The sequence below is a fragment of the Duganella sp. HH101 genome (genome assembly GCF_001758795.1).
In the GTDB taxonomy this organism is placed as follows: Bacteria; Pseudomonadota; Gammaproteobacteria; order Burkholderiales; family Burkholderiaceae_D; genus Rugamonas; species Rugamonas rivuli.
Genome location: NZ_LRON01000003.1, coordinates 212,973 through 231,242 on the forward strand (window position 1 = coordinate 212,973; position 18,270 = coordinate 231,242).

Sequence of the window (18,270 nt, forward strand, 5' to 3'; positions counted from 1 at the left end):
GTTCCAGGCGATCTTGCGCCGGATACCGCAGAAGCTGAACCGTCAGGGACAGCACGGCCCTACTGCTTATTCAGACCGAGGCGGGACGACACTGTAGTCCTTGTACACCACGCCGCGCGGCGACTCGGCATTGATCATCGCCGGTCGCACCCATACAACCTTGCGTTCAAGCTGACGCAGGTGGCCGCGCCGCAGGTGCATGCGGGGGCTCGCATGATGGCCGCCAGCTCCGTTTCCACCATGCGCTTTGCGTTCCTCTGCCAGTTCCAGCACCTTGTACGAAAAGAACGGCTGTTTGCCGCTGGCCTCGCGCTTCTTGTTGAGCACAATCGGCGCATCGATATCTGATGTCGTCACGTTAGCGCAGTTGATCACACTGCAGGCTTGAATCAGCACCATGACCTCATCGTGCGCGTCAACGAGAATTTGCGCGTCCGCCTTATCGCGACTGCCATAGGTGGCAATCGCGTTCTCGTAAAACTCAGGCAAGATCGGAAACGGTTCAGAACGAAATTGCATCGATTTCGCATGCGCGTGGCCTGCCGCGATCTTCGCAGCGTTGGCGATCTTCGTCGCCGGCAGTGCGGTGTCTAGATCCACACGATCCAGTTCACTGCCATACGGAACAAATGCGCCACCAAGCGCCACCGTCCACTTCTTGTGTTCTGGCCCCCAATAGATAGGCAGCACGAAGACGCCACCGTCTTTGAAGGCGTCGAGCAGGCTGTTAAGTCCCGGCATGGGCTCAAACTGGCGCGCGTCCCAGCACAGAGCGATGCGCTTCGTCATGACCGACTGCTTGAATTCGCCAATATATTCAGGTCCCTCCTGGCCTTTGTCCCACGGCGCCTCGAACGCCACGCAAGGGAACGGCAAACGCATCAAATCGATATGCGCTTGGCGCACTTCGTCCGGTTCGACCAGGTTGCAACAGTTTGGGAGGATGAATTTCACGCTGCTTTGCAGCATGGCGATCAGTCGATAAAGCACGTTCGCGGATTGCGGCATCGCACGCTGAAGCATTGCCGCAGTCTCACGCAAATCCTCGATCGCATGAGCGCAGTAGTTCAGAGTCTGTATTTGATCGTTTTTCATGTTCATGTGATTGTCCTACCATTAAAACGCCCTGTCTGGTCCAGACAAAGAATTTTCCTTGAATCTCTTCCAGATGGCCTCATGCGACCTTGTTCCAGCCGATTATCTGGTGCAGGCTTTGCTCGCGCCGGCGACGTTCACTTGCTCGCCAAAACGTTCGTCTTGAGTATTCTGCACACCTCTGATAGAACCGTCTCCAACTCCTGTGGGTACGCCACTTCCTTCATTTCGGGGGCAACCTCACGATCACGAATCATTTGATGGAGCATCCGATCAGCCACTTTCCGCGCATGCTTCTCCAGACGATCAGCAGAAGCTTTGAATGACTTTCCTCCGTAGTTGGAGGCAACCTCTGCAAACGTGTTTAAACCGAATACGGGCGGGATATGGTCAAGTATTGCCCTAGTCAGCAATATGACGGCATGCGCACAACGGGCCTCAGCACAGACGTTCAACTCTTCGCAGAGACAAACCAAGCGTGTGCAGTCAAACTCTGCATGCTCAATTTTTCGCAAAGCGTCTAAGCGCTCCACCGCTACAAAGTCACCGTCACGGCGATCCTGCGCCGAGCCAGATGCGTCCACCCCTTTCCACAATAACTCCATAGGTTGCCCAGAAAATACTGATGACCAGGCATGATGCGGTTCGATCAGCATCGCAGTCATTCTAAGCTTTTCAAATAAAAATTCCCTACTGTTCGATGCATTAAAAAGGTCAACTACGTCCTCTGTAATTGTAAGGAACCATCTACTCCGATCTTCCAATTGACCTGAAAAATAGAAGGGCACACCCGGCAAACTTGTGATGCGCATGATTGCGGCAAGTCGTGCGGCTTCGTCGCTTGATAAGAAAAGTCTCCTGCCTATCAGAACAGAGTCGATTTGCCGTACTTCGCTATCCTCTTCGTGCAGCGCTTTGACCAGATCCAATAGGCGTATGAAAAGCTCTACCAAGGCGACACCTTTCGATGACGACAGCGCACCCCGCAGCGTCAGCGAATATCTTTTTTCGCCCGATTCGAATTGCTCTACAATCAGCCCTGACGCCATTCCTGCAATGACGTCATTGAACGACCGCTTGCCCAAGATACCTAGTAGATTCCGCTTCGGGAACGATGAGCCGGTCTCGCTAAAGAAATTCCAAAGCGCATCCAAAAAATTTGTTTGTTCGATAGTTAAGTTGTTCGCGATACCCGGAATCGACGCAATAACGTTCGTGGAAATATCGGGGGTGGAAGTGCTCTGACAATTCATCGTTCGACCGATCAGGTATGGTGATAATTATGAGATATAGTTACACGAGCTACTGCAGGCTACATAAACTAGCGCTGAGTTTTTCTGATGGCCATCTCCGGAATTTGCATAACACCATTAATCAATTGAACGGATAGTCTGTATCGTTATCGGCCATTGCTTGTAGCTGCTCGGTCGTCAATTCCAATTCCTTAGGCAAAGCTGCGACCCGTTCGGACAATCGCACGAACCGCTTCCTTCCCTCGTCGGACATCGAACGCCAAGCATCAGCCATCCGCTCCGCAGCTTCAGGGTCCATTTCCGCCAAGCTGGAAAATGCCTCATCTTCTTCGTCAGTTAGCTTTCGCATCTTGTCGACCCATTCTTTAAGTTGAAAGTTACCGCTCTCGCGTTAAGAGCAGTTCGTCGCTCATTTTTTCCAATTACAGAATGAACAGCGCACAACCCCAGTGGAAAATCAAAATATTTCAGCATTTCGCCATACTCAGCATCGTAATTGTTATTGCGTTACAGCACGACTATAAACTATTATTATTTAAAAATACATTTGTTAAAAAGTAGACAGTTGTTGCATCACAAACAAAAATGTGTTGCGAGCGGAAAAAAGTATTTTCACACCCAGCAGGAACCTTGGTGGCGTCAAAATTCATTTGAAAGGCGCAGTGTGACAAAACCGAACTATGAACAGCCTTACTCAGAGCTGCTCACGCTTTTCTATCAGCTGGTCCAATCACGTTCTGGAGAGAAAATCGCGCCAGGCGACGAATGGCAGGGCGAGGCTCAATGGCTATGCCGCAAACTCTTCCGCCACCTTATTTCAATAAAGTCGCTGTGCGAGCCACGCGAGGACCGCCCGCCCGGTGTACCGGCAGTTCTTTACATCGACCACTCGTCGGTCCAGGTCATCACGAGAGCGGCGATGGAGACGTTCCTCGTCTACTTTTACGTTTACGGCGAAAACGATCCGCCAAAGTCTAAATTCCGCCACAACACGTGGTATCTCGGCGGATTGCTCGACCGCCAGAAGCTCAAGACTCTGGCTTCTGGGTCGGAGTTCGATACGCAGTTAGCAGGCGACAGGCTGGAAATCGGCCGTCTGCGCGCCGAAATCGAGGCGAGTCCGAACTTCGTGGCATATCCGACGAAACAGCAGCGTAGGCTTCTTGACGGCGACTGGAAGACAGGAACCAACTGGGGCGACATCGCCGTTTCTGCCGGATTCCACAGAACCTATTTCGACAACATGTACAGCCATTGCTGCGGATACAGCCATTCCAGCTATATCAGCGCCATGCAAGGCGCGCAGGCGCGCGATCTTGCGGCCCAGCGGATGCTAGCGGAGGTCAACCTCGGCTTCGGCCTCCAAATCATGACGCATTTCATAAAGAGCTACTCCCGGACTGTTGGCTCGGCAAGGGCAATTCTCGCCGGTGACCCCGAAGCTCGGAGGCTTGTCGATAGGTGGCATCTTGCGGCCCAAGAATGGGAAAACCTGTACAACCCGGCGCCAAAAGCAGAGAGCCATTCCACCCTACGGGACACGACGATGCGCTGGACTCAATAGGAATGGCATTCACACGCATCATCGTTCTATCGCCAAGTCCGCGCCGGCGCATCCCCCAACGCCTCGAAAGTATTGAACTCACCGGCCAACCACCTAAACAGGAACGCGATTTCCTAGCGCAAACGACACATCCCCAGCACAACCTAAAACCACGGATTCCCAATGAAAACCGTAAAGAAAATCCGCCTCTCCAATTTCAAGAAATTTGAGCATTTCGAGATCGACTTCAACGAAAAGATGAACATATTAATCGGCGACAACGAGGCTGGTAAAAGCTCGGTTCTCCTCGCGTTGGATCTCGTCCTGAGCGGCAGCAAGGGGAAGGTAGAGACGCTCGGGATCGAGTCCCTCCTGAATACGCGGTGCGTCGAGCGGTTCCTTACAGGTAAAAAGAAGTTCGATGACCTCCCTGTCATGTACGTCGAAGTTTTCCTCAATGAGCAAAACAACCCGGACCTTTTCGGAAAATGTAACTCAAAGGCGACCAACTGCGACGGGCTGCGGCTGACGTGCGAGCCCATACAGGAGTATGAAAGGGAGATCTTGACCATACTCGCGCAGGAGGGTGACAACTTCCCCTACGAGTACTACGCGATCAGATTCTCCACGTTCTCCGACCAAGCGTATTCTGGATACAGCCGATTCGTCAGACACCTGGTGATAGACAGTTCGCAAATCAATAACGAGTACGCCACGAGGGAGTATACGAAGTCCATATACAGCGCGAACGCCGACACGCTTCAGAAATACAAGTACCAGAACGAGTATCGCAAGCACAAGGGGAACTTCCGTGATCTCATCCTCAACGAGCTCAACGACAAGCTGGAAGAATACAAGTTCTCCGTCCGAAACAATTCGAAATCAAACCTGGAAACTGACCTCGTCATAACCGAGGATGGGATCCCAATCGACAACAAAGGTAAGGGAAAGCAGTGTCTGATAAAGACCGAATTCGCGCTCCGGAAGAATGATGGTATCGACAGGATCGACTCGCTACTCTTGGAGGAACCCGAGAACCACCTGAGCCACGTCAACACAAAGAAGCTGATCAAGCGCATAGAGAGCTCCAAGACGAAGCAGATATTCATCGCGACACACAACAACCTCATATGCACACGGCTGGACCTCAGAAGCACGATTATGCTAAACAGCAACGGTGCCTCCCCGCTCGTGCTCGGTACACTGGCTGAAGACACCGCGAACTTTTTCATGAAAGCACCGGACAACAATATCCTCGAATTCATCCTTTCCAAAAAGGTGATCCTCGTTGAGGGCGACGCCGAATTCATACTCATCGAAGCGCTGTACAGGAAAGTCGTTCCCGGCGGTACACCGGAGGCCGACGACGTCCACGTCATCTCCGTCGGGGGTACCAGCTTCAAGCGGTATCTAGAGCTGGCGAAAATACTGAAGATCAGGACCGCCGTCGTGCGCGACAACGACGGGGAGTACCAGAAGAACTGCATCGACGGCTATGCAGGACACTTGGCCGACCATATCAAGGTCTTTTCCGATCCGGACGATCGGCGCCATACCTTTGAAGTGTGCTTCTACCAGGATAATACAGAGGTCTGCGATGAGCTCTTCAAGGCCGGGCGCAGGACGCTCACCGTGCAGGATTACATGATCTCCAACAAGGCGGACGTCGCGTTCGAATTACTGGACAAGAAGGCTACTGAACTGAACGCGCCGAAATACATTCAAGAGGCCATCGAATGGGTAAGAGCATAGTATTCTCAGTCGCAGGGTCTGGGAAGACTACTCTGCTCGTCGACGGACTCAGCCTGGACAAGCGGTTCCTCATTGTTACTTTCACTGACAACAACTTCGCCAACCTCCGGCGGAAGATAGTGGAGAAGTTCGGATACCTTCCCGGGAACATCGGCCTCTTCACCTACTTTACGTTCCTCCATTCGTTCTGTTACCGTCCACTCCTCGCCATGCGAATGAGGACGAAGGGGCTGAACTGGTATCCACCGCCGGACTGGACATCCAGGCTTGTGCGGACTGATGAGCGGTACTACCTGGACCCGAAGAGAAGAGTGTATAAAGGCCGGCTGGCGAAGCTGCTCGAAACGCAGGGTGCTCTTCCGGAAGCGATAGAGCGGATCGAGAAATACTACGACGTTCTCTGCGTGGACGAGGTTCAAGATTTTGCTGGACACGATTTCAACTTCCTGGCCACGCTGGCGACCTCCTCCCTAAGCGTCTTGCTCGTTGGCGACTTCTACCAGCACACGTTTGATACCAGCCGCGACGGGGCGACGAACCGGACCCTTCACGATGACTATCACAAATATCGCGCACGGTTCAAGGCAATGGGACTGGACATCGACGACGACACGTTGAAGAAAAGCCATCGGTGTCCGCCCACCGTCTGCGACTTCATCCGGAAGAACGTGGGCATCGACATCGAATCGCACGGCATGGGCGAGCACGATGTGACCCTCGTCGAGGAGGCCCTACGCGCGGAGGAGTTGTATTTGGATGGAACAACGGTCAAACTTTTCTACAAGGAGCATGATAAGTACGGATGCTATTCGCAGAACTGGGGAAGCTCGAAAGGCGATGACCATTACACCGATGTATGCGTGGTCCTGAACGACAAGACCATGAAGGCATATAAGACGGGCACCCTGAAGGCGCTCACGCCGACCACGAGGAACAAGTTCTACGTCGCCTGCTCGCGGACCAGGGCGAACCTGTATCTCGTTCCAGAGAAGCTTTACAAGAAATTCAAGTTGCCATAGCGCGAGCTGGGCCAACACGGCCAAGTTTTTCGGCATTTTATGCGCATTACGGAAAAATTCCGCCCTGACCAATAAGACAAGAAAATATACATGCCTATTCGATTCGACGACATTCATCCGACCGACCGCGGCAAAGCCGACGCATTTGAAGAGCTAACGTGCCAGCTGGCACGTCGCCGTCAACCGTCCAAGGCTGTCGATTTCAGGCGCATACACGGTGCTGGGGGAGATGGCGGCATCGAAGCCTACTGGGTGTTAGAGGATGGTAGTGAAGTCGGCTACCAAGCAAAGTACTATCTGCGTTCCAGCGATGTTAACTGGAACGCGATTGACCAGTCTGTCCAGACCGCTCTAAAGCTGCGCCCTAAGCTCAGCGCATTCGTCATAGCGCTCGCTTGCGACCTCACAGACAAAACGGCGCGGAAAGGAAAGACTGGCTGGGAAAAGTGGGACGAACACAAGAGTGCCTGGGAAGCGCGAGCGAGGAGCGCGCTTGGCCACGAAGTCGTCTTTGAGCTCTGGACTGCGGGGGAACTACGCGACATGCTGGGTCTGCCGCCGATGGCGGGTATGATGGCACGCTGGTTTGGCGAGCTGGCCATCGAGCCCGACTGGCTCGCAGAGCGAATCAAAGGCGCGGTCGCCAATTTAGACGAACGCTATCACGCTGAAGATCACGTACCAGTGAATATCGAGCGGGTGTTCGATATGGTGGTCCGCAGTGATAAGGCGACGGAACGTTTTCGACATCCACTGGTTCGCATCAAGGACTTGTCGCACCGATACCTTGAGCAGGCGACGGGCGATTTTGCAGACCTTGCACGAGCCAATGTTGCACGTGTTCTGGCGGTCGCGTCCGAGCTAGATGCCCCACCTTGGGTACCTTGGAAAGCAAGCAGTTGGGTGCAACTTGCAAAGCTTGCACAAGGAAGCTTATCTGTGCTCGCGACCTCAATCAGGGATGAAACGAGACGCGGAGCCAACCCACCCAACACCGCGCGAGCTGTCAGGGAAGGCCTAGCGCAATTAGTCAACCAGATTGCTGGACTCGAAAGAATTTGGTCCAGCGGCATCATGATTGCCGAAAGGGAGCGGGCAATTCTACTGTCCGGCCGCGGTGGTTCCGGCAAGTCACATCTTCTTGCCGGCCAGGCCCAGCGCGCGCTGGACGAGGGACGGCCGGTCGTATTGGTGCTAGGCCAACATCTACGCGCAAGCGCCATTTGGCCGCAGATCCTCAGTCAACTCGGCGTCGATGGCACGCCGGAGAAGTTTCTGCAAGCGCTGGACTCGGCTGCAGAGATGACGGGTAAGCGGGCGCTCTTTTTGGTCGATGCGCTCAACGAAGGAGCTGGTGCAAGTCTATGGCGAAACCAAATTGCCAGTTTTCTAGAGACCTTCAGGCCGTACCCGAATATCGCGTGCGCGCTCAGTTGCCGGTCGGAGTACTTGCCATATGTGCTGCCGAAAACAGTCGCAGATAAACTTTCACAGTTTGAAGTTCGCGGCTTTGAATCGCCAGAGGAGCAGCAGGCAGCTGCCCGCGTCTACATGGACCGGAAGGGAATCGCTCGACCGAATTCACCGTGGCTGGCAGAGGAATTTCGGAATCCACTTTTCTTGCGCAGTGTTTGTGTCGCTCTACAACGCGAGGGCAAGCAAGAGTTCCCACGTGGGCTTGTGGGCATCAAGAGAATTCTGGCATTCTACATCGGCAGCGTCGCCCGGCATCTCGCGCCAGCGTATGATGGTACAGACGCGTTGGTGACGTCGACACGAACAGCACTTACATTGATCGCGCGCGCCATGGCAGTCAACCGGCGTGATTACCTTTCACGAGATGATGCCGACGGGATCGCACGCGCAACCTTCGCATCCTTCGTGCAGCCCGATAACCAAACCTGGTTGGAGGCGATCCATCGCAGCGGTCTAGTTCGCTTCGACCCAGACCCCGAGCTCGTCGCAGAATTCGATGACCCACTACCCGAAAGTATCGATGTCGTGCGGTTCTCATTTCAACGATTCCAGGACCAACTGATGGCAGAAGCTCTGCTCGCGGAAAGCCAGGAAATCGACGAGGCGTTCGCAGCGGATGGTTCGCTACAATTCTTGGCCGACCGGCAACAATGGACAATGGTTGGCCCAGGTCTTATTGGGGCTCTCGCTATTCAAATACCAGAGCGCTACGGGCGCGAACTGATAGATGTGATGCCTGGCGGCTTCAATTGCTGGAAGGACTCTCCAGGGATGAAGCCGATCTTTGTGGACAGCCTTCGCCTGAGAGCGACCACAGCATTCAGTGAGCGAACTACCGAACTGTTCGAACAATGGATTGCGCAAGAAGGGTGGGCTGCTTCACTCCTCATTGAGTTGGCGACCATTACTGATCATCCCTGGAATGCCGAGGCTATGCATGCTCGCCTTGACGTAACTCCTATGCCAGAGCGAGATCTGAGGTGGACACTCGCTCTCAACGAGATCGAGCGCGAAGACGATAGTCATGGACTAAACGTACTGTGCCGGTGGTGCGCAAGTCCGGAGGCCAAGTCGGTAGTCGCGCGGACGCGAGAGCTCGCAGCTTTAGCGCTGGCATGGTGCTTGACATCAACCAATCGTCCCGTTCGAGATATGGCGACGAAAGCGCTATCGCACCTGATGCTCGCGCAAACGAATCTACTGCCTTATCTAGTCGACAAGCTAAATAATGTCGATGATAACTACGTACTCGAGCGCCTATGGGCAGCGGCCTTTGGCGCATGCACTCATTCCCCGACGATAGAACGACTTCAACTCTATTCCGAGACAGCCATTCAATCCGTTTTCACCTCTACACCCCGCAAGAGTCTTCTGCTAAGAGATCATGCACGAGCGATCATCGAAATGGCGAGCCATGGCGGTATCGTATTCGAGGATCGAGAATTAAGCCTTTGCAATCCCCCATATGCCGAGTCGTATATCAATCTGACGGACACACCAAATTTGAGCGTGACGGCGGCGAGAACCAGCCTGAGCATCGAAGCGCAACGCATTATTTCGTCGTGCCTGGACTACGGCGACTTCGGCGCATACGAGATAAAGCCTTCTTTACACGATATCACTAATGTCGCATTAAAGAATTTACCCATCGCGACCAAGGAATCGGCATTCAGGCATTTTAAATTAACCGTTCTGGCCGACCGGACAGATAGGATCGCCGCATTTTATGAACTCCACGAGCATCTGCGCGCGATGCGCATGCCGCAGTTGGTAACCCGAGCTGGGGGAATCATTTTTGAGCGAGCGACTCCATCGAAACACGAGACCGATAGAGCAGAGGTTTTACTGCAGCATTTTATTGACCTGCTCTCGCCAGAGGAATTTCAATGCTTCAGTGAGAACGCGTCGCCCTGGCTTGCCGACAGCTATTCGGAACCGACCGAGCGTGTTGACGTGAAACAGTGTCAGGCTTGGGTCGCGATGCGCGCTATTGAGTTGGGTGGGGCCGCCATCAAAGTGGAGGGGCATTCTGCATCCATTAGCGAGCGGCCTATCATCGAAAGGCTGGGCAAGAAGTATCAATGGCTCGCTCTAAGTGAACTGCTGTGCGGTTTAACATCGGAGTTTTGTCTGGAGTCCGGATCGCAGGAGGACCGCACTTTACAGCCTTACGCTTTCCCTACTGACTTGGGACTTATCCGAGATATCGATCCTACAGTACTTTCACCCACCCCGCAGTCGCCTACTCATGCACAGGACAACTGGATGTTCGGCAAGAATATTACACTTCAGGAGGTCACAGAGGAGGAGCTGAGCGCGTGGCCAAGGCAAGCAGCTCCTTGTGCGGAATTCAACAATAATGTAGTACGCGTTGACGCAGATGGCTGCAGATGGATTGTCCTCTACGACCACACGCACAGGACAGACAGATATCTCAAAAAGCAGGGTGAACATGGAATGCGTCAGCAGGAATTTCGCCGCATCTTCAGTGTGTTTGTCGAAAATTCGCACTTAGCGGAGTTCGTTGCGACAATCCAGGAAAGCAAGAATATTAATGTCAGTCATTGGGAGGTCCCTAATCTGACAGACGGTCCGTACCTTGGCGAGATTCCTTGGCGAGAAACTGTACCGCAGGCGCAGTGGTCGGACAGAGGCGCTCGATTGCCAGCAACCACTCGCCTGGCATCCCCGATCTGTCTGTATAAATGGGAGTCGCATCTCGATCTCAGTCTTACAGACGGTGCGCGATCGTACCTGCCTGCACCATGGTTAGCGAGTAAGCTCGACTTACTCGTGTTACCAAATGCAGACGACACGATTCTCAACTCCAATGGAGAGGCGATCTTGATGCGCAAGTCGACAAATGAAGATGACGTAGTACTTCTGAGGGAGACCGCGTTGGAGCGCCTGCGGTGCGAAGCTGAGCTGAGTTGCGTGTGGATCCTGGTTGCGGAACGCAATGCTTGGCCAGGTGGTAGCAACGCTGCGGCAACGTGGCGCCGCGCCGAAGGCTTGGCATGGATCGAAGATAGCTATGTTACCACCAAGACATGGAACCGCGACGGCTCCGCCCGGGAAGTTCATAGCGGATCGCGAACAAGTCCAAGAAAAAAAGAAGGGAAATAGGCTTACGACCTTCACTATACTCGCCCGCGCGACTGAGTTTGAATAGAAGGTTTCGCGGACGGTCACTGTAGCCTTTGTCCTGCGCGTTGGATATTATTCGGAACCTATGGCATTTTGCCGCTGAACAATCAACTTGAGCGATATGAGAATCCGTACATTGACCGCAGCCGGTCCAGAGCAAGGTACAGGCCTGAAAATCCAGTTTGGAAAGCGAGATCCGACGGGAGGCAATTTTTTCTCTATCCTTGTCGGGGAAAACGGTACCCGCAAGAGCCAATCCTTGCGCGCAATCCTCGACCTAAGCTACTCATCCGTGGCGCGCGTGCGCCAGCTCGGCCGCATTTTCGAGGGCAAGCAAGGTGAGATAGTTTACTGGAGCAGCCGGAATTCAGAGCGCAGCGTCCTCCCTACGAAGATAATCGCCGTGTCGGGCGTGGCCACGGATAGGTTCCCATCGCGGCTTACTAGCCGAGTAAGGAAACCTGGCCGAACAGACATATACCGCTACATTGGTCCGCGAAGCGAGAACAACCTCGTCAGCCGAGCACAGAGCCTTCTGGAGATTGTCCGTATCCTGATCGCACATCTGGACAGGGTGCCAGATCGGCTTAGCGAACTCAAGTCAGCCTTCGAGCTTCTGCCATTTTCCAAAGGATGTCTTTTCGAATTCAAGCGAACGGACGGAGAGACTAAAGGGATTTGGAGCGCTGCGTCCCTGCTAAAGCACCTCCGGTCCACCGAGCCTGCGAAGGCCGGACGCTTTGAGGAAGGCGACGCCGCCCTACGCGAGCAATGCCTTGACCTACTAAACTCCAAACAGACAATCAGGCTCACGTTGGACCTTGATGATATCGGATCGGCAGGCTTTTCGCGCAAGGTCTCTGCCGCCGCGCTCGGCTTTGCTCTGGAATGCGGAGCCATATCTTTAGACAAATCCTATTTGCTCACGCAGTCCGGCGGACAGCTTTCCCTGTCAGAGTTCAGCTCCGGGCAATGGCATATCCTTTCCTCGCTCTTGTTTGTATCGCTCGCGGTCGAAGACGATACTCTCATTCTGATTGACGAACCGGAAAACAGCCTGCACCCCCAGTGGCAGCGAGAATACCTGAACCTGTTCGTGAAGGCGATTTCATCGTGCGACGGCGTCCACGTGATCGTTGCGACACATTCTCCTTTAGTCGCGTCGTCCTTGCCCCCCGACCAAGCAGAGGTGATCCGGCTCGGTCGGACCAGGTTCGGCAACGTAGTAGCCAAAGAACTGGCTGCCGGCCCGTTCGGATGGACGACGGACGACATCCTTGAAAAAGTATTCGGCCTCCGCTCGACGCGCAGCCAGCTCTTCGTGACGGAAATGGACCGAGCTCTGAAGCTTTTCGCAAAAGGAGACAGGAGAAATCCTACGCTTGTGAAATTGGTACGCGAGCTAGCGGAATTCGCCAAGTTCCTTCCTGAAGAAGACGTCGCACGCAGCGTAATTGCCACCCTGCGATCGGTCGTTCTCTCGGATGACCCGGATACAAAAACCGCCGAATAATGATAGATCCAAAATTCGAGAAGATCACGGCGCTGAGCCTGACGGCAGCACAGGCCACGAAACTCAGGAATGGCATCGCCAAGTGGGGCTTCGCTTGGAACCACTCCTCTTTCGGTTGGCTGAAGGAGCACCTGAAAACAGAACTGAGGAGGCTTCAGCGCGATCGCTGTTGCTACTGCAGGCGTCCGCTCAGGTTCGACAAGGGGCCGGTTGAAATCGAGCACGTGGTAAGCAAGGCAGCCGGCGGAGCGTACGCGCATTTCACGTTCGTCCTGAAAAACTTGGCTTTGTCGTGCAAGGACTGCAACAACGGAAAAGGCCAAAAGGCGGTCTTGCGCGCGCAGTTGCCACCGAACAGCCGCTATCCAACCTCCGCTGCTACGTTCCTCTGGGTCCATCCTCACTTTCACGATTACTCCGACCACATATTGATCCATGACGCTTGGGTCTACGAAGCGAAGGGCGGTTCTCCGGAGGGTGACGCAGTAATAGGGAAATGCAAGCTAGCTCTCCTAAGCGGGATCGAGCGCGCGAATCGCCGCATGCTCGTCGAGTCCTCTGACGGCTTCGCCGCCGCGCTTCCTCGCGCAGTCGAGATGGCAGGCGATGTCGGACTCGACGCCCTATGCGTGGAGTTGTCGCCCTTGCTATCGAAAATGATGGGGAGCGGAGGGAGTCCAGCCAAGGCCGAGGCAGCTATAAGGGCCGCGCACGCGGCCATTCAGACGATTGCCGTAGCTACGAGCGGGCCTTAGAAACCCGGTGACATAGGGCAAAGCGATTCAAGAACTAAGGCGAGTTCTACATTCGTGACGAAGGTAGCACCGGCGCCCTAAACGGTCATGTACGAGAAGGATCACCGATGGATTTCGATGTTAGCGACTTGGCGCCCGAAGACCCAAGGCAATACGGGAACGATCAAGAGTTCACTCTGTACTATGATGAGACCAACAACATCCGGAAACTCCTCCTGACCGAGAGGGGTCTCAACGTAACAAAGCACGACAACTTCGTGCTTGGCGGCATTGTACTGAGACCGGGGCAGAACATCGGTGACATTGAAGAGCTGCGACGCGTGCTCTGGATTCAGAAGTCGGCGGAGGAAATTAAGTTTGACCTCGTTGCCAAGGGGAGCTTCGAGCGGGTCCTTGATTCGAGAAAGCTCGGGCAGACGCTTCACTGGCTGCTAGAGCGCGACATCGGGATCCATTACGATAACCTCAACATCCTGAACTGGTCGATACTCGACATCGTGGAGTCCGTCGTCGCCGACGAGAGGTTCAACGAATTCCTTCCGTTCCATCGTGAAATGAAGAATGAGTTGCACCGCATCGTCCTTAGTGGCCTTCAACCATTCCTTGCGATGCTGAGGCGTTACGGATATCCCGACCTAACGAAAGGCACTGCTGGCCATTTCATCTCGGAAGTAAGGCAGTTCATACAGAGTCATTGGCCCGTTCACGTATTCCCCGCGACCGAAATGCTGAACGAAATGCTGCTGCGCGCTCAATCGACGCAGGAGCTGGCTTTCCTGGCAAACAAAAAGCGGGACTACCTAATTGAGGGATTCGAGGATTTCTACTTGCACCGGATCTGCAACTTCAGAAACTCAACGCACTTCTTTGACGAAGAACCCACCGTCCAAGCGGCGATAGGCGGCATCAGAATAGTAGATGGGAACCGGGAAGTTTCCTTCTCGTTCGTCGATTCGAAGAAAGTGGGAGAAATACAGCTTTCCGACGTCGTCGTGGGCTTTTTGGGAAAGTACTTCACCTTCGTCGAGCAGACGCCGCTGCCGGTGCTACTGCGCAAGCGAAAGGAGTTGACGAGGATGCAAGCAGCCAATCTGGAGCTGCTTGCGCAGCTGATCGATATATCTGACAAGGCCAGCAACGTCCTGCTGCACCGCATTACCACCATGGACAGTGACTGGAAGAGCGACTCCTTCCTGTTCGGGAGAGAGCCACCGCCTCACTTGCTTGCAGCCTGACGACTTGCGTCGTCGTGCTGGACAGGAGGATGCCTGGCCAGCACCATGATCCATGTCGCAGAGGGCGCCATATGGGCTAGGATGTCGGCAGGCAATCGAGCCATGAGCCAAGCAGCACCCATGTTCTTGGAAACGGCTCCCGGACGGTAAGGCTACCGCGCCTTCTTTTTGGCGCTAGCCGAGCCGAAGGCTACTTCTTGGACGGCCATATAATTTCCCCGGAAAGGCAGCAGATTAGTCGGCGGTTATCGGCATGGAAGAGGCTTGAATCAGAGGCGTCTTGGGTGCCGACGAAAAAGATCCAGCCTTTGGCCAACTTGTTTTCCTTGGCGTCCTCGCGCGCCTCCTCGCGCGTAGTTTCGAATTCCCGAATCAGCGTGTCCCGACGCGATTGGCTCCAGTCCGACCAGTTCACACGGAGCCTGGACAGGAGCTTGTGCACGCCCTTTTCTTGATCCCATTCCCCTGCGTGAAGGGTGAGGTCGCAGTGGGCTTGCGAGATGACCGGATCCACGGTCCATCGGATGGCGGCGTAAAACAGGCGCGTCGGGGATTCGAGCACTACCTGCTTTTTGCTGCCGCTCAAGTACGAGAAAACCCGCGCGTATGTGTCGCCAGGAACGCCCGGGATCTCAAGGGGCAGGAATTCGCGGTCCTTCGGGAAATTGATGAAGGTACGGCACATCGAACGTATGGTCTTTACGGTATGCCCATGGTGCCTTCTACGTCCTTCACCGTCATTTCCACCTCGGCTGCGCGGAGAGCCTTCTGCCATTCCGGCCGGCAAGCCGTTTAGGTCTGCCTGGGTAGGACGCTCGTCCGTCAGAGTCAATTTGTTTGGGAACGGGAGTGGGAATCCTTCGGGCGTGCCAACACGTTCCTTCTTGCCTCGTTTGACGACCTTTTCTTGGCCATCTATGTCGCATTCGATATGCTTATTGGTAGGTCCCAGCGTGAAATAGGGGCGCTTCTTGTTGCGCGACTTGTCATAGGACGCGGGGAATACCTGCGTGGGGCAGCCGCGGCAGATATAGGCTTCGCTATCGACCGCGGTCATGCTCCAAAGCTCTTCCGCCTCGACTAGCTCGTAGGTGTTCTTGTTGCGTGCGGTATCCAATTTCTAATAGTCCTTCGTGATGGTTCGTGGTCTACCCTGCCTGTTCGGCGGCGGGTTGTTGATATGTGTCAACTGCAATACGTCGGGAATTTTTCGGGTTTCGCTTGCGTGGAAATTATTTCCACCAGGGAATATCTCGCGTCCCAGTGAATTTTGCAAGGAGTTTCCTAACTAGCGGAATGCTAGCCTTCGGGCCGTTGGTGCCTTTGCTTGGTTTGAGCAGTTGTAGAGCATATGGAGAGCGCCAACTAGCGTGGCAGCGGCGTTAGGTAGCATCGTCGGCGATGTCGTCAAAGATGCTTCTCGTACCGTGCTTTTTCTCAGAGGGTTCCACGGTTCCAAAAGTCCGGGCACTAACTTTCGGCTCCGGTGGCTCGGTCTCGGCGATCCACTCGTTGGCAAGGTCGACCTCCCTTTCAATGACCTTGGCCGCGTTTTCATCTTCCTCGAATCGCTTCCGGAGCGTGCGGAGCGATTCAAGCATATCCTGCATGTGCTCGTCAGGAGAAACCTCGGGATCATGACTGCGCTGCACCTTAAGCCGCACGTCCGCTAGCTTCGGCAGAAGGTCGGTACGCACTGTCTCCAAGAGGCGATCGAATTCGCTGTCGGTGAAAACGCTGCGTATGCCCACATCGCCCAAGGCGTGCATGTCTTCACCTTCAATCGCGTAGTTACTAACCGTCTCGACGAACTCCTTGCGGCTCGCCTCGGGCAAGAGGCCGAAATCGTGTAGCCGCACGGCCAGCTCGACCTCAGCAACTACGCTGAGGCTAAGGCCTGGCTTCGATACCCGCTTCGTAATGTCTAGATCCCGCTCAAGGTAGAATGCGAGGAAGTCCTTAGAACAGCGGTTCGCAAGAAACTGATATAGCGCCCTTTTAGCTCCCCACAAGGACACCCACTGCACTTTGTACTTGTCGCTGGCTGTGAACTCGAGAAGGCGCGCGCGCATCGCTGGAAAAAGAGATTTCGGGACGACGACCGCTTTCTCCAGATCGACGTTGCCGCAGGTAACCTGCGAAATAAGATTTTCCACAGAACTACCGCTCAAGAAAATCCCGAGCAGATCCGAGCTGAACGCTAGTGTCATCGCATAGGCGTCGCCTATGGTCGGATGCTTGAAACGCCAAACGTACTCGTCGTCAACCTGTAGTTGGGTCACTAGACTCCCATTTAGCGCATTGAGCGCCGCGATGCAGTCCCCAAACGTGCTGCCGAGCATTTCCAGCGCCAACCGCTCCGAGTCTTCCAAAGTAATGGGACTTTCGAGGTTGTCTTTTCTCATGTAGACCAAGCCGAGCGCGGCCTTGCTGCTCGCGTCCAGGCTCTGAATCACTTCGAGCAGGTGCTGCTCGCGCTTTTCCACGAACTGGCCCAGGTGGTACTCGCTGAGATAAAGCCCCTTAGTAAATAGAGGATCAGCGATACGGCGTGCCGTTTCCGGGATAAAGCGCGCATGTGCCGCCACGTATTCCAGATGGTCCTCGATCTTCGCACGAAACGAGGGCGGCTGTTTTCCCAACTTCAGATGGTTGTACAGGATCTGTTCCCTTTCGAAGGTGGACAGGTCGTGGAGGTCGATCACGACTTGGCTTTCGCTGAGGAGAGGAAAGGCGCTTTCCTTTAGGTCCTGGCGAGCACGCTTGTAGATGTAGTCCCGCGAGGTCATGACGATCTTAGCCCCTTTATGTAACATCGCCCTTACCTGCGCTAGCGAGTGGTTCCATCCGTGCGCGAGATCTGACTCGTACTGCGTCACGCCGAACGCGTCGTCGATCCAGAAAAACTGCGACGGTTCGTCCACGTTCCAGTGCTCGACGACCTTTGCCGGATCGGCGAGCTTGAGCACCGATGACTTCCACTTGTCGGCGGCTGCCATTGCCAACATCGAGGCGATGGTCGTCTTCCCTGCCGCCGGTTCGCCGATCAGCAGTACGAAACTGTGCTCGTCCAAGGCGCTGACTGCCTTGCGATAGGAGTCCGTGATGACGACCTTGGCCAAGTCTTCTCGCAGCGACTCGAGAACGGCACGTGCCTGTGCGTAGGCGCGTTCATCGAGGATCTGGCTCAGGTCTCCAAGTCCGTATAAACGGGGCACGAGCATCCGAAGCCTCGTGTTTGTTTTGATCTGGTCCTCTATCCAAGTAGCCCCGTATATCAAGACATGCTTGACTCCCGCGCTCATCAGCACCGATTTAATATGCGCGTCCTGCTTACCCGACACGCCTGCATTCGTCATCAGCACGTAGACGTCGCACAGCCCTTTGTCTGCGAGACTGCGCACTTTGGGGGTTTCGTCGGCCATGTCTGACATGCTAAGGAGGTAGCCAGGCTTGCCCGAAAACTTGCACTGGATTACGAA

At 54.5% G+C, this 18,270-nt stretch carries 12 protein-coding genes; 7 read left to right on the forward strand and 5 right to left on the reverse strand.

From position 1 onward, the window contains the following. Positions 1-66 precede the first annotated feature (66 nt). The 3 genes from DUGA2_RS06115 to DUGA2_RS06125 all read right to left on the reverse strand — a co-directional run bounded on the left by DUGA2_RS06115 (position 67) and on the right by DUGA2_RS06125 (position 2,697). Positions 67-1,101 (reverse strand): hypothetical protein, encoded by a 1,035-nt coding sequence (locus DUGA2_RS06115; protein ID WP_210402535.1) that lies wholly within the window; start codon positions 1,099-1,101, stop codon positions 67-69. A 131-nt stretch (positions 1,102-1,232) separates the two neighbouring features. Next, positions 1,233-2,348 (reverse strand): hypothetical protein, encoded by a 1,116-nt coding sequence (locus DUGA2_RS06120; protein WP_070267954.1) that lies wholly within the window; start codon positions 2,346-2,348, stop codon positions 1,233-1,235. A 121-nt stretch (positions 2,349-2,469) separates the two neighbouring features. Then, a complete protein-coding gene (locus DUGA2_RS06125; RefSeq protein WP_070267955.1) occupies positions 2,470-2,697 on the reverse strand; it encodes a hypothetical protein in 228 nt (75 codons plus the stop codon). A gap of 147 nt (positions 2,698-2,844) precedes the next feature. On the opposite strand from DUGA2_RS06125, the gene DUGA2_RS06130 reads away from it, so the two are divergent. From DUGA2_RS06130 to DUGA2_RS06160, 7 genes are all read left to right on the forward strand, one after another. Continuing rightward, positions 2,845-3,912, forward strand: coding sequence for a hypothetical protein (locus tag DUGA2_RS06130; protein WP_141753201.1), 1,068 nt, complete (start codon positions 2,845-2,847; stop codon positions 3,910-3,912). 162 nt (positions 3,913-4,074) lie between these two features. Further along, positions 4,075-5,643 carry an ATP-dependent endonuclease gene (locus tag DUGA2_RS06135; protein WP_070267959.1) on the forward strand — a complete coding sequence of 523 codons (1,569 nt, stop codon included), beginning with the start codon at positions 4,075-4,077 and terminating at the stop codon, positions 5,641-5,643. Further along, a complete protein-coding gene (locus DUGA2_RS06140; protein ID WP_070267961.1) occupies positions 5,628-6,662 on the forward strand; it encodes an AAA family ATPase in 1,035 nt (344 codons plus the stop codon). The genes DUGA2_RS06135 and DUGA2_RS06140 overlap by 16 nt, the downstream gene beginning before the upstream one ends. Positions 6,663-6,752: 90 nt before the next feature. Beyond that, positions 6,753-11,264 carry a hypothetical protein gene (locus DUGA2_RS06145; RefSeq protein WP_070267962.1) on the forward strand — a complete coding sequence of 1,504 codons (4,512 nt, stop codon included), beginning with the start codon at positions 6,753-6,755 and terminating at the stop codon, positions 11,262-11,264. A 142-nt stretch (positions 11,265-11,406) separates the two neighbouring features. Beyond that, a complete protein-coding gene (locus tag DUGA2_RS06150) occupies positions 11,407-12,798 on the forward strand; it encodes an ATP-binding protein (protein WP_083296229.1) in 1,392 nt (463 codons plus the stop codon). Next, a complete protein-coding gene (locus DUGA2_RS06155) occupies positions 12,798-13,553 on the forward strand; it encodes an HNH endonuclease (RefSeq protein WP_070267965.1) in 756 nt (251 codons plus the stop codon). The genes DUGA2_RS06150 and DUGA2_RS06155 overlap by 1 nt, the downstream gene beginning before the upstream one ends. A gap of 107 nt (positions 13,554-13,660) precedes the next feature. Then, positions 13,661-14,788: a DUF3800 domain-containing protein gene (locus tag DUGA2_RS06160; protein WP_070267967.1), complete on the forward strand. Its 1,128-nt coding sequence runs from the start codon at positions 13,661-13,663 to the stop codon at positions 14,786-14,788. Between the two features lie 190 nt (positions 14,789-14,978). Here the strand turns inward: DUGA2_RS06160 and DUGA2_RS33350 are convergent, their stop codons facing one another. Both DUGA2_RS33350 and DUGA2_RS06170 read right to left on the reverse strand, forming a co-directional pair. Next, positions 14,979-15,905 (reverse strand): hypothetical protein, encoded by a 927-nt coding sequence (locus DUGA2_RS33350; protein WP_070267969.1) that lies wholly within the window; start codon positions 15,903-15,905, stop codon positions 14,979-14,981. 265 nt (positions 15,906-16,170) lie between these two features. Further along, positions 16,171-18,213, reverse strand: a complete 2,043-nt coding sequence (locus tag DUGA2_RS06170; protein ID WP_229214605.1) for a hypothetical protein — start codon at positions 18,211-18,213, stop codon at positions 16,171-16,173. Positions 18,214-18,270 lie beyond the last annotated feature (57 nt).